Consider the following 13,770-nt stretch of genomic DNA (forward strand, 5'->3'; position numbering starts at 1 on the left):
TATTTTCAAAAAAGTACCTGAGATATGACCTTCCAAGTGCTTTTTGTTTGCTGTAAAGACAATTAGTGTGACTTTATGATTAACACCGCTAACTTCACATTTTGAAATTCATTCAGCTTTTTTAAATAAGCTTAACCCCAATAAAGGACACGATATATTGATAATTATTAATACATAATTGTCAATTTGATTTGTAGAATATGTAATTTATGGCGTACATTTATTAAGGCAAATTGCATTTTATTATCATTAGCCATCTCAGTTTCTGCGTTGGAAAGTAGGTATACTACCAATTTGCCTCATAACATAAGCAACAAGATTTGTAATAGCTGTTTTTCATTAATACCAGCTATTACCACTTAAAATAGACCAAAATGTCCATGTCCAGTCATGTAAATGAGAAAACCGAAGCACCAATTGTTTTTGATTACCTTCCTTCCGTAAATTATGCACTTTACCAAAATCATGTTCCTATCATCAGATATTTGTCTGTTAGTAATACCACAGATACCCTGTGGAATAATCTCACTGTCAAAATTGAACCATCGGATGATTTTGCAGAAATAATAGAACTTCATAGTGAACAATTACTTCCAGGAAGCACCTTCCAACCGGAAATCATTTTACTTAAGCTTAAGCCTATTTTTATTTATAGTCTAACGGAAAAAATGGCCGCTTCTTTAAAGTTGTCTGTCTTGGCAGATGAAACGGCCGTTTATACAGCGGATTACGACATTGAGCTATTGGCCTATGATCAATGGTTAGGGAAAAGCATCCTCCCGGAAATGCTGTCGGCTTTTGTAATGCCCAATTTACCCGAACTAGTCCCTATCCTAAAGGCTGCTGCCGGGATACTTGGAAAATGGACCGACAATTCTGCGCTCAATGACTATCAAAGTCAGAATCCTGATCGTGTAAAAAGCAATTGGCAGCGCTATATGCTGTTATTAAGGAGAAAAAAATAACGTATTGTAGTGTGCCTGCCAGTTTTGGCGGTGCAGGGCAGCGGGTCAGGCTGGTGGATACGTTGCTGGCCACCAGCATGGGAAATTGTCTGGACATGTCCTTGCTCTATGCATCCTGCCTGGAGGCAATGGGGCTTTACCCCATACTGGTACTCATTAAAGGGCATGCCTTTGTAGGTGCATGGCTGGTGGAAGACACGTTCCCGGATGCAGTAAATGATGATCCTTCATTGCTCACAAAAGAATGGCCAGTGGGATTAACGAAATTCTGCTTATTGAAGCCACTGCTATGAATGAGGGGCAGCAGGCCAATTTTGATGAAGCGATACTGCTGGCTAGTAATCATATGGCCAATCTCAGGGATTTTGATTATTTTATTGATGTACACCGGAGCCGCTTCAGTGGTATAAGGCCGTTGCCGCTAAGAAAAAAAATAGGTAATGAGTGGCAAATGATCGATCCTGAAATACGGGTATCCAAAACGAGAATTTAAACAACCCGTCAACTTTAGAGCAAAGCGTTAAATTAACCCATGTCAAGGAAATTCATTTTGGGAAGCAACAGTTATGGGAAAGGAAACTTTTAGACTTAAGCCTTCGCAATAACTTACTCAATCTGCGTATTACCAAGACGTCACTGCAATTCATCCCAGTGCCACCTAACGAATTAGAGGACGGCATGGCTAGTGGGGATGAGTTTCAAATTCTGGCAAAACCTAATGACTGGGATAATCCGCTGCGCAGTGCTGGCGTGTATCAGTCTTTGAACAGTCAGGACCCTATGCTTAAATTAGTAAGAGAAGAACTAAAGCTTAAGCGACTTCGGGTTTATGTATCGGAAGAAAACCTTTATGCCGGGTTAACTGCGCTATACCGTAGTGCCCGACAAGCCATGGAGGAAAATGGTGCAAATACCCTATATCTGGCAATCGGCCTCTTGCGTTGGTATGAAACCCCTTCCAGTGAACGACCTAGATTTGCTCCTATCCTACTGATGCCTGTAGAAATTATCCGTAAATCTGTTAAAAAAGGCTTCATTATCCGAAGCCGCGAAGAGGATACGGTGCTCAACATTACGTTATTGGAGAAACTCAGGCAGGATTTTGGACTGTCCCTATCTGGACTCGACCCTTTACCTAGAGATGAGAGCGGGGTTGATGTAAAACTAATTTTTAATATCCTCAGACAAGCTGTCATGTCCATACCCCGCTGGGATGTAGAAGAGCAAATATTTTTGGGTACTTTCTCTTTCAGTAAATTTATCATGTGGAACGATATCCATTCCAATGCTGATAAAATGAGAGAAAATCCCATTGTTGAGGGGCTGACAAAAGGCCATTTAAAGGAGCCACTTGAATATATTCATGAAGAACTACTTGATAATAAATACGGTTATGAATATCTTTTGCTCCCAATAAATGCGGATGCAACTCAGTTGCGAGCCATTAGCGCAGCAACAGCTGGAAACAGCTTCGTCTTACATGGCCCTCCAGGTACCGGCAAGTCCCAGACAATTACCAATATTATTGCCAACAGCCTATACCAGGGTAAACGCGTACTATTTGTAGCGGAGAAAATGGCTGCCTTATCTGTTGTACAGTCCCGTCTTGCCGCAATCGGTCTAGGGCCTTTCTGCCTAGAGTTGCATTCTAATAAAGCCAGGAAATCAGAAGTGTTGGCCCAACTGCAAAAGACGATGGATATACTCCACACGCAAGCACCGGAAAGTTTTAAATCAGAGGCGGAAAGGCTTGGAAGATTGCGCGAGGTACTCAATCAGTATGTGGACGCTTTACATAAAAAACAAACTTATGGATACAGCCTTTATGAGTTATTCAACGAATATATGCAGTATCCTGAGACAAAAGACGATATTGCCTTTTCTGGGCAAGCGTTAAGCACCCTGGATAGGGAAAAGCGCAATCAGTGGACTGCTGTGGTAGAAGAATTGCAAATAGCTGCAGGCCTGTGTGGAGGCGCAGCCAAAAGTAATCCACTATATGGATTGGCGCCAGACCAGTATAGTCACCAGCAAAAGGAGCAGACTCGGCAGGAACTGGGATTATTTGTTGAGACCAGAGGGAAGCTCAATGAATTACTGCAACAAGTCACCCAACGGCTAGATTTACCAGATGATGACTGGTCAAGCGAGCAATTGGATAAGCTCCGGGAGCTTATCCAATACATTGTCCAGTTACCAGATATACCAGAAAGCTTTTTTCAGACCAAAGATCTAGCAGCATTTGAAAAAGTAATCACTCCTTTGATTAGTGCCGGGCAATTGCGGGATAAAATAAGTAGTGAACTCAGTCAAAAATTCCAGGCCTCGCTATTAACAGCTCCGGCTGGAGAACTGCTCACTGAGTGGAATCTGACCAAGGCAAAATGGCTGTTGCCTAGGTATTTTGGCCAGAAAAAAATAAAGCGTCAATTATATGCTTACCTGAAAACAGGTGTTATTCAAAACCAGGAAGTACCACAAATCCTACTGGATACACTTACCTATCAGGAAAACGAGGCTGTCTTAGCAACCCACAATGCCTATTTGGAAGAAACGCTTGGGCGTTTCTGGAACAATGGCCATCCTGTATGGAACCAGCTTGAACAAGGGCTATCGGGGGTAAAAACCTTAAATAGTCTCATTTTGCCCTTTAGCAAGGGGCCAGACGACTTGTATAAAGCTTGTCAGGCAACCAGTCAGCTCTTTCAAAACGGCCGCGCTGCTTTTCAAAATAAGAAGGCTGCTTTATTACAATCTTTGGTGCAGGTAATCCAAAACGAAAAGGTGCAGCGACATGGCCTGGAAAAAGCATTAGGTGCTCCCCTGCCATTTAATCGAAAAAGCAATAGAGACCCGGGACTTGAACAGGCCTACTTATGGCTTACGCACTTGGATGGGCTTAAAAACTGGTTTAATTGGACTCAGGTGCGCAAAAAAGCACTGGAGGTACACTTGGACAGTCTTATAGCTGCTTATGAGGCAGAAGCATTTAATACCGATCAAATGCTTGACTGTTTTAAAAAGAGTCTGGTACGCAGCCTTGCCTCCCAAATTATTAGTGTAAATCCATCCCTATCTGCTTTTAATGGGCAATATTTTAATGCACAGATAGCTAAATTCCAGGAGCTTACCAGTACATTTACGAAGCTTACGCAGCAGATGTTATATGCAAAACTAGCCTCACGTGTGCCATTTTTTTCCCAGGGAGCAGTAGCAACTTCCGAGACAGGTATCCTACAAAAGGCGATCAAAAGTAAAGGTAGGGGGATGTCTATTCGTCAGCTCTTCAATCACATTCCCCATCTACTACCCCGAATGATGCCCTGCATGCTTATGAGTCCTATATCTGTGGCACAGTATCTAGATATTAATAGTGAGCCCTTTGATTTGGTGCTCTTTGATGAGGCTTCACAGATGCCAACCAGCGAAGCGGTTGGCACCATTGCCAGAGGAAAAAGTCTTATCGTTGTGGGAGATCCAAAGCAGATGCCCCCTACCAGTTTCTTTTCTTCCGTGCATTTTGATGAAGAAGATTTTAATGAAGACCTGGAAAGCATCCTGGATGACTGTCAGGCACTTTCCGTACCCAGTAGACAATTACAATGGCATTACCGTAGCCAGCATGAAAGTCTTATCGCTTTTAGCAATGCCAAATATTATGACAATAGCCTGTATACATTTCCTTCACCAGATGATCTGGCAACCAGGGTCCATTATGTCCCAGTTAAAGGCGTTTATGATAAAGGAAAAACCAGGCAAAACAGGGCCGAGGCTGAGGCTATTGTTAAAGAAATAGTCAGACTGCTTTCTCTGCCCGAGGGGGACAGGAAAAGTATCGGGGTGGTAACTTTTAGTTCTGTACAACAAGCCCTCATAGAAGACTTATTAAATGACGAGTTTGAGCGCAAACCGGAGCTTGAGGAAATCAATAATACTACAGGTGAGCCGTTGTTTATAAAAAATCTGGAAAATGTCCAGGGAGATGAACGAGATATTATTCTTTTTTCCGTTTGTTATGGGCCAGATGACTCAGGGCAGGTCTCGCTTAATTTTGGGCCACTCAACCGTGATGGAGGTTGGCGTAGACTAAATGTTGCGGTTTCCAGGGCTCGGTACCTTATGAAAATATATGCCACGCTTCGAGCCGACCAAATTGATCTAAGTCGCACACGCTCTGAAGGTGTGGCGGGACTAAAGGCGTTTCTGGCTTTTGCCGAAAAAGGTAAAATTGCCTTGCCTTCCACACATACGTCCATGGAAAATAAGGTTACACAGGCCTCCATGGAAATAACAGTGGCAACCTTTCTAAGGTCGAAAGGATACCAGGTTGATACCAATATTGGCTGTTCTGGCTATCATATTGATATGGCTGTTATTCACCCGGATAAACCAAAACAGTATCTGATCGGGGTCTTGTTTGACGGCTATAATTATCTGTCCGGGCAAAGTGCCCGGGACAGAAATGTCGTTCAAACCTCTGTCTTAAAATTATTAGGCTGGAAATTATTTAGAATCTGGGCGCTAGACTTATGGGAAAACAAGGATGAAGTATTGCAAGCTTTACTGGACTATCTGGAGCAGCAAAAAATGCTTAGCCTGAAGGGGGAAAATTCAGATGCTGGGGAAGTTGAAGACGCAGCGGTAATTGACGATAAAACTCAAAAAGTAGTTGGAGATTGTAATGATGGCTATATTAATACTCATGACACATCACCAGACATACCTCCTCTAATAGCAGCGACTGATTCAAAAACAATAACAGGCGAAAAAAATCTGGCCTTAAGTCAGGAACTGGAAGACGTAACCTCTTATAATAAGCTCGCAACGGCCAGTGAATCGCAGATTCTTGATTCTGTATCCCTTTCAGAAACGCAAGATCCATTACACGCAGTGTATAATATAGCTGAATTGCCGGTCATGACAGGGCTTACTTACGAAGACTTTCTGGCTTATAACAGCACGACCGTTTTAATGGAACAAATCAAAGCGGTAATTGACTGTGAAGCGCCAGTTATGCAATCCCTATTATGTCGCCGGGTGTTAGCTGCTTGGGGGATCAAAAAAATGGGGGTACGTATTCAAGCCAGGTTAAATCAGGTATTAGACGATATGGACTTGGAAGCTTCCCAGGACCAGGATGGGAATACTTGTTTTTGGAAAAAAGAAACTATCCCAGGAAAGTATTCCGATTTTCGGATACCAGCTGGGGAAGCGGGACGCCGCAGTGCTGAAGATCTACCGCCTTTTGAAGTAGCCAATGCCGTTCATGAAATCCTTAGAACACAGATAAGTATGCCGGAAGACGATCTTGTGCGAGAGACTGCTAAGTTATTTCAATATGGCCGAGTGGGTGGTAATGTAGAACATGCAATGCAACTTGGAATAAAAGAAGCTACGCTGCAGGGAAAGGTAAAAACTGAGAATGGGCGGATAGTGATTTGTTAAGACCTAAAATAATTTAAAACAAAATCAAAATAAACACTTCTAGGCGCAAATCATGATAATTTATAATGGAAATATCAGGATAATGTTTGAGTGACAAACATCATATTAGTGATCTTTGTTAATAAAAACACTCCGATCCCTCCAATCCTATATCCTTTTACCATTCTCATCTATACACTGCAAATTGATCAATATAGCCACGATAGGCGAATTAGTATGCCCTCCTATAACTTTTTAACCACCGAAGTATTTATAAATTCTTGTGTGCAATAGACTTTCCAGAGGTCTTCAATATTTAACGTCCACTCGGTTTGAGGGCCTTCCCTATAGAAATGGAGCTTATCACCTTCTATCCTAAAACCAGAATAAAAAGCTTTCTTTGTCTTACTAGCAATTCTTTTCCCGCTTTCCCTTAATGCATAAACCATTTCAAGAAATTCATTTTTTGATTTCATAGTCCTAGTGAGTTTAAATAACACCTCTCTAAGATACAATTATCATTTTAAAAAAAGCACCAAGCCCCACAAGAAATACATCATTTAAAACTAATTCAATGCCAAATAACATAATTAAAATCCCAAGTTAGATATTTTAATAACCAATTTCAAGGTTTAAGATTGTGAGAATTTATGCTGTATATCAACCATTAAAATATCGCTCTTGCTGTCTTATAGTCTTAATGCGGGGATAGCGGTAATTACGTCCTGTAACAAAAGCAATCTAAATACGTATGTATATTTTGGTTTTACCTTAAATAAGCCACTGATTTTTGAATTGAATATGCAATATTTAAACGTTCCTTGAGGTGTGTCAAAAACAAAATACGGCTAATATTGATTTTCTCAATTCACCTTTTAATAGTACGAACTATATTTTTCGTCCAAAATGACAACAAACCTTTCGTATCCAGTTTCCTTTTATTCAAATGGACATCTTTCATATCATCTTTTGCACTTGATCATTAAATGCCAGATCAATTTACAAAATTTAAATTATTCCTTATTAAATGGGAATAAAACCCTTTAAAAACGCCTGCAAAACCAAGTAGAAATTAAACGATCAATAAGGATTGCACCAGATCTTTTTCTTATAAGCCATATACAAATTTGATCTAAATTTACAAATCACATCAAGGCACTACGTCCACCATCCAATAAGTAGGTAGTTCCACTGGCAAAACAGCTATAATCACTCGCCAGAAATACACACCAGGCACCTACTTCGTCTGGCGTCCCGATGCGACCTACCGGATGGGAGCGGATCGTATCTTTTCTGGCCTGCTCGCTATCCTCAAAACTGTCAAACCATTTTTGATTCCCTGGAGTATCTATAAAGCCAGGCGCAAGCCCCACTGTTCTAATGGCGGGCCCCCACTCTATGGCGAGCGTCTGGACCAGACTTTTAACGGCTGACTTTGTGATATTATAAGGAAAACATCCAGGCATCGTTGCATTGCCATGATTGGATCCCATCAAGATGATAACCCCCTTATTCTTTTCTAAGTAGGGTTTACAATATTTGGCCAATTGCCAGTGAGATTTTAAATTGAGCTGCATATTCTGTTCCCATATATTTTCACTGCACTTGGCAGCACCCTCAAAAAAGTTCGCACCTGCACTTGAGACCAGGACATCCAGCCTACCAAAAGTTGATATAATATTTTGTACCAATACTGCTAAGGCCTCCTTATCTGTGACATCACACTGATGATACAATACCGGCACTTTATAGATAGTTGAAAGTGCCGTAAAGTCATCATCCTTTGCCCCAAGATCACAACCACAGATCGTAGCCCCCGCCACCGCAAATTTTCTGGCAATGCCTGCGCCAATACCAGTGGAGGGTTATCTCAGTTGGTTAGCTTACTGTCCATACTGGATCTCATTTTAAATACCGAGGACTGGCAGTTTTTATCTGGAGAAAGTTTCTCCAATATCTACAACGAAAAAGATACCAGTCGAATTAACAATGTTTATCATTTTTTAATGCAGCATTTTTCTCGTGATATATTACTGGATGAAGTAGCAGCGGTAGCCAATATGGCGCCTACCGCTTTTTGCAGGTATTTTAAAGAGCATACAGGGAAGACCTTTTCTTTATTTTTAAATGAACTGAGTATACAGCACGCCTGTAATCTGCTCTTGCATCCTGACAAGTCGATTTCTGAGATCTGTTATGAATGCGGCTATAATAACCTGACTAATTTTAATAAGTTTTTCAAAAAAATTGTTCAAAAAACGCCTTCAGCGTATCGACTAAGTTTGAATGAGTAATTATGCGTAATCAATCAACGTTTCATTCACCTGCTACTCAGCATTAAAATTTTCTATAGACTTTATAAATTTTTATAAAATCCATCCTTCATCATTTAAAATAGGCTATTTCTTTTTTTAACCTATACAGTGTATTCCAAAAATAGATTAGGATAAAATTGCTGGATAATTAATAGGTAAATATGGGCAACCGTCCACCTAATCTATACATGAAGCGCTACTTTTTTTAAGTTTCCGACATTTTCTATACGCCAGCTTCTAAATCCATCAAAAAAGGAAGGCATCTCAGCTAAGCACAACCGGATACCACACCTCATAATAGGTGATTTTGTTCGGATCTTTGGTATAATAAATCTGGGTTGTATTCATATCATGGGCTTCACCCCGATCAACGTAGATCCAGACATTCAGATCCGCCTTGTCAGAACTGGCTGGCTGCCATTTTAAGGTGCCATTCCGGTCACCATCTGTAACTGTTCATCCAAAAAGGCATTATTTTTTAAGGGTGCGCAACCTGATTCGAATACAAAATAAGTTGGCGCAGATCTTACAAGGGTTCAAAATCATTCCCATTCTGATAATGTTTTAGCCTATTGAGACCTTGTCAATGGCGAGCAAAGGATTGGGAAGTGCCATTCGGTTTGGGCTGAAAAACGACGTTAAAATTGACTTTAGCATCTAAGGCATCAAACACTTTAAGAATTGTCTCAAATCTGGCGTTTTTTACACTATTTTCAATCTTTGATATCTGGGCTTTTTGTACACCAACCAACTCGCCCAATTGCTCCTGGGTAAGATTACGCTCCAGCCGAACTTCCTTTATGGCTTGACCAAGCAGATCAATCCGTAATTCCTTTTCAAATTCTTCTCTTTTCGCCGTACCATGCTTGCCAATGTGTTTATCGATCATAGCCTCCAGGGGTACTGTCTTAAATTTATTTTCCATAATTATTTCGTTTTATGTTTATACTCTAGGTATTGTTTTCTGATATCTTCTGCCTTATCAATTTCTTTTTTGGAGTTTTCTTCGTTTTTTTGTTAATGCCATGTGTGGCAATTACAAGTGTTTGCTCCATTTCATCCTTGTCCCAAAATGCCAATAGCCTATATGCCATTCCATTAAATTGCGTACGAAATTCCCAAATATATTCATTTAACTTTTTATACAATTCTTAATCATTAACAACCTGTGACTTTCTAATATTGTAATATATCTTACTTCGTGGTTTATCGTCCAAATGTTCTAAGAATTCTTGGGCTTCCGGTAAGAATTCTACCTTGAAATTCTGTTCCATTCAAATTTTCCGCAAAGAAACATGTTTCCTTATTAGGAAACAATTTAATTTTAGAAAAAAGCACTTATTTCCTAAACAATAGCCATTTCGCACATATAATAGGTAAATTTTACTCAACAAAGTGGTTAAATTTAGGAAATTAATTAAAAAACCATACTTCGCTATAATAATAAGGTAGTTATGGGTGATTTTTTTCAGGATTGAGACATTTTTGTTTTACAAGTAACTGACAAACAATGCCCAAATTTTTCAAATGAAGCCGTTGCTGCCATCGCAGCGCTTTATTAAATTTAAAGGGAATGGTCACCTTTATATTCTCCCTCTTTCCCACCCGGACTGCATCTTGAGGCAGAAGCAAGGTGTTACTCCAAAAAGAGCGCTTAATCGCGAACATAAAAACAGCAAAAAATGATTTAAAAAGGCGTTAATTTAAGAAGCAACCTTTATCAGTAGGCTGTAAGATCGCAGCTGAAATTCTAATTGGAATTACGACTGCCGACTTTCAACGATCAAACATGAGGATTATTTATAGGCTACCATGCTTTTACTCGATTACTCAGCAATTTGTCGTAGATGAACCGATGGAAAGACTTTATAGTCGTCACTTAGTGGCTGCAAAGGCGTTACATCTTCATTTAATTTATTTGCTACTGTTATTGCAAATATCTTAATCTTGCTATTTTTAGGCAACTTAATCTTTTTAACGCCTTTAGGCAAATCGATTTCGTATTTATAAAGATAACTATATTGATAGGCCAGGTTTTCTTTTGGCGAATGCGTATGTGAGCTATACCAGGCAATATCATCATGTTTTGCATAGGCAGGCGTAATCGCCGTCACTGTCCTATCTTTATTTGTGAGTTTACGTCCGTAATGCTGACCAACAAAACCAGTCCAGCCCTGTATCCCTATTCTAACTCGCCTATTTCCAATAAGAAAATCACCTGCAGTATCCCGATCAGCTGCCGCTAGGATAAAAACCTTATTATAATCTCCTGCAGGAAGGTGAATCGTTTGCCCGTTTGCCACCAGTGCATTTTTTTCACCCGGTGCAGCTGCCCCCATTTTAAAATGGATATCTTCGCTGGTTATTTGTGAAGGAATCATTTCTCCTGGATACGATAAGCTATCCGCCATATGTCCATCACTTCTGTTATCATCCAGACTAAAGGCGTCCAGATTATATGCAAGATCCACACTTTTCTGTTCGGGGATAGAAGATGGCTGTTTTGGGGTGTCAAATTTAACAGCAAAGCTTCTAAGCATAAACTTTGTCATATCGAAATGCAATGAATTGCCGGAAAAATTTGCAGGTCCGATCTTCTGTTCCTGGCCATTTACTTCGTATGCATCTACAATTTTACCCGGAAACTGAGCAGAAATACCCTTGACATTTTTGCCATATAATTCATTAAACCGCACAATGTAATAATTACTTTCCTCAGCTTTCTTAAAGGCCATAATATGGACTTTATCGGAATTTAATTTTAATAAGGAAATGCTATCTCCTAGCGCCCCGGCGTGCTTGGTAGTTTCAAAAGCGACAAGCGGTTCATTAATAAAGCGTCCCTGCCAGGGAGATTTGGCATATCTCCACCCACCAACGTGTGGATAAATAGCGTATTTAAACACATGACTACCCCAATCCTGTGAACCCTGGTAAACATAAGAATTGGCCTTAGGCGTATACATGAGTGTAAGTCTTACGGTACTGTCATCAGGTTTGTCTGAACCGTATTTGCAGTCTTCTACTATCGTTACCCCATAACTATTGGATCTGTCGGTCAGATCAAACCATTGTCTGGAAGGCACCTCAAATTTAACAGGGCTATTTGTGGACCGTTCAATAGCTGCTGTGTTCAAACCATAAGTAGCCATTTCATTGCCAACCGTCGTAGGGAATGCAGCTTTTAGACTTACACCCGTGGATTGCCAGTCTATTTTATTGGCTACCTCAATCCTTTTGCCTGCTTCACCTGCAGCCAGGCTGACAATTTGTGTAATTTCTGAATTCTGGCCTTTTTTTGTAATTTGTAAAGCCACCCGGACGGGCCCTTGCTCCACAATTTTTATGGTGACATTTTTATTCATAAAATCAAAAGGCGGATTTTTCCTGTCTGACCAATACATATTCCAGGCAGGCCATTCCCGAGGGTGCTCTTTTTGAAACTGTAGCGATGCAGGCTTTGAAAGTACTTCTCTTCTGGCAGTTTTGTCGTAAATGCTGGCAATATCCCCATTGTGATCAATCCTTACTTTAAAATACTGGTTCTCCAAACTACTGTCTTTAACAGTTAAAGCACTTGGCCCGGGCTGATCACTGGTCTCTCTGGCGTCAAAGACCTCCATTCCTGCTGAGGGTACCTTAGCCAGAAAAATTACAGACACCTTGTTGCCATTGGTAGCAATGATCTGGGAAGGTAGTCTATTGCCGCTTTTGTCGTATATACCAACATTTTCCGGCTTTTGTGCAAAGCTAATATCCGCACTAACAACTCCCTGTCGGTCCATAGCCACTGGATTATATACCACAATTGCTTTGCCCTGAACGGCCGTGTTCAGTTGATGGCTTACCGCACTGGCTGCATTTTTTTCTACTTCGGAGAAGCCGTTCATGGCAATAAATTCATCATTTTCCGCATATGTATAGGCTTTAGGAGTGGCTGTTCCAGAAAGGATATCGTGCATTTGGCTACCTAACACTAAATCCCACGAATTGTTGAGCTTTTTATGCGGATAGGAAGCTCCTTTTAACCAATCCGCTCCAACGGAGAGCAATTCTGCAGACTTGGCCAGTTGTTCATTTTTTCTGTTGGATCTTTTCATAAAAGACTGCGAGGTCATGGAGCCAGCACTATGTTGGATTAGTAGAAGGTCACCTGAATAAATAGGTAACTTAGCTTGAATTGCTGGGGTGATGTCTTTAAACATTTGATCAGAAGAAGTCAATACAACTTTAAAATTGCTGCTGTCTCCATGCTTCAAACTACCGACTGCATTACGTACGTCTTTTTCTCTGGGAGCACCTCCTTGATCTCCTATACCGTAATACCTGTAATCAAAGGGAATGTCATATTTCCTGATATCACTTTCTATCCGGTCTGTCCACTCTTTATCCTTGTCAAGTCTTGGAACAACGTTTCCATTATAACTTGTTGCATTTAGCGCTGCTAGAAGTCCCTGTCCGTCTGGCCCTTCCCAAACACCCACATTAAATGGAATGCCGTTAGCGGATCCCCAGGTAAGTTTTTGCGTGGAGAACCCGAGCAGACCAGCATGCTTCCATACGGAAGGCGTGGTCGCTACAAAGCCAAAACAATCAGGTAACATGTAATCCTCACTTACTTTATGGAACTGATGTTTAAAAAAGAGGTTTCCATAAAGTACCTGCCGTATTAAAGATTCTGAGGAAGAGGTATTCACTTCAGCTTCATCAACAGAAGATCCAGAAATATACCAACGACCTTCTTTAACATACTGCTGCACTTTTTTATAAAGATCGGGATAATACTCCTTCATCATTTTGTACCTACGCGAGCCCGTAAAATTGAACACATAATCAGGGTATTTATCAAAAAGTTTGAAATTATCCACCATTGTATTTTGATATACTGATCAATTACTGTTGGGTAGTCCCAGTTCCATTCGGTGTCCAGGTGGGCATAGCCTATTGTATACAACACCTTATCTTTCGTAATATCATATTTTTCCCGACGCTGGATCTGTTGAGCAAACATTGATAAAGGCAAAACACCTCCCATTAAAAGAAAATATATACGCTTTCTCATTTTG

Annotated in this window: 10 protein-coding genes; 5 read left to right on the plus strand and 5 right to left on the minus strand. The window is 40.5% G+C overall.

Annotation, left to right across the window (positions count from 1 at the left end; all coding sequences use genetic code 11):
• Positions 1–374 precede the first annotated feature (374 nt).
• Genes FSB73_RS21380 through FSB73_RS21395 form a run of 4 tightly spaced genes read left to right on the plus strand, consistent with a single transcriptional unit; the run spans position 375 to position 6,410 of the window.
• Positions 375–965, plus strand: a complete 591-nt coding sequence (locus FSB73_RS21380; RefSeq protein ID WP_146786995.1) for a hypothetical protein — start codon at positions 375–377, stop codon at positions 963–965.
• 11 nt (positions 966–976) lie between these two features.
• On the plus strand, positions 977–1,258 hold the full coding sequence (locus FSB73_RS21385; RefSeq protein WP_146786998.1) for a hypothetical protein: 282 nt from the start codon (positions 977–979) through the stop codon (positions 1,256–1,258).
• Entirely contained in the window at positions 1,255–1,458 is a 204-nt protein-coding gene (locus FSB73_RS21390; RefSeq protein ID WP_146787001.1) for a hypothetical protein, read from the plus strand. The genes FSB73_RS21385 and FSB73_RS21390 overlap by 4 nt, the downstream gene beginning before the upstream one ends.
• A gap of 50 nt (positions 1,459–1,508) precedes the next feature.
• Complete coding sequence (locus FSB73_RS21395) at positions 1,509–6,410, plus strand: DUF3320 domain-containing protein (RefSeq protein WP_225974890.1); 4,902 nt, start codon at positions 1,509–1,511, stop codon at positions 6,408–6,410.
• Between the two features lie 224 nt (positions 6,411–6,634).
• Here the strand turns inward: FSB73_RS21395 and FSB73_RS21400 are convergent, their stop codons facing one another.
• Together FSB73_RS21400 and FSB73_RS21405 are read right to left on the minus strand one after the other, a co-directional pair.
• Positions 6,635–6,865 (minus strand): hypothetical protein, encoded by a 231-nt coding sequence (locus FSB73_RS21400; RefSeq protein ID WP_146787007.1) that lies wholly within the window; start codon positions 6,863–6,865, stop codon positions 6,635–6,637.
• A gap of 669 nt (positions 6,866–7,534) precedes the next feature.
• Positions 7,535–8,242 carry an SDR family NAD(P)-dependent oxidoreductase gene (locus tag FSB73_RS21405; protein WP_146787010.1) on the minus strand — a complete coding sequence of 236 codons (708 nt, stop codon included), beginning with the start codon at positions 8,240–8,242 and terminating at the stop codon, positions 7,535–7,537.
• 21 nt (positions 8,243–8,263) lie between these two features.
• On the opposite strand from FSB73_RS21405, the gene FSB73_RS21410 reads away from it, so the two are divergent.
• The gene (locus FSB73_RS21410) at positions 8,264–8,683 is read left to right on the plus strand and encodes a helix-turn-helix domain-containing protein (protein ID WP_146787013.1); all 420 of its coding nucleotides are present in this window, start codon (positions 8,264–8,266) and stop codon (positions 8,681–8,683) included.
• Between the two features lie 604 nt (positions 8,684–9,287).
• On the opposite strand, the gene FSB73_RS21415 is transcribed toward FSB73_RS21410, so the two are convergent.
• The 3 genes from FSB73_RS21415 to FSB73_RS21425 all read right to left on the minus strand — a co-directional run bounded on the left by FSB73_RS21415 (position 9,288) and on the right by FSB73_RS21425 (position 13,575).
• Positions 9,288–9,629 carry a helix-turn-helix domain-containing protein gene (locus tag FSB73_RS21415; protein ID WP_146787016.1) on the minus strand — a complete coding sequence of 114 codons (342 nt, stop codon included), beginning with the start codon at positions 9,627–9,629 and terminating at the stop codon, positions 9,288–9,290.
• Between the two features lie 25 nt (positions 9,630–9,654).
• Positions 9,655–9,798: a type II toxin-antitoxin system RelE/ParE family toxin gene (locus FSB73_RS25880; RefSeq protein ID WP_262712673.1), complete on the minus strand. Its 144-nt coding sequence runs from the start codon at positions 9,796–9,798 to the stop codon at positions 9,655–9,657.
• Positions 9,799–10,530: 732 nt separating this feature from the next.
• Positions 10,531–13,575: an alpha-mannosidase gene (locus FSB73_RS21425; protein WP_146787019.1), complete on the minus strand. Its 3,045-nt coding sequence runs from the start codon at positions 13,573–13,575 to the stop codon at positions 10,531–10,533.
• Positions 13,576–13,770: the final 195 nt, after the last annotated feature.

The sequence above is a fragment of the Arachidicoccus ginsenosidivorans genome (genome assembly GCF_007971385.1).
In the GTDB taxonomy this organism is placed as follows: domain Bacteria; phylum Bacteroidota; class Bacteroidia; order Chitinophagales; family Chitinophagaceae; genus Arachidicoccus; species Arachidicoccus ginsenosidivorans.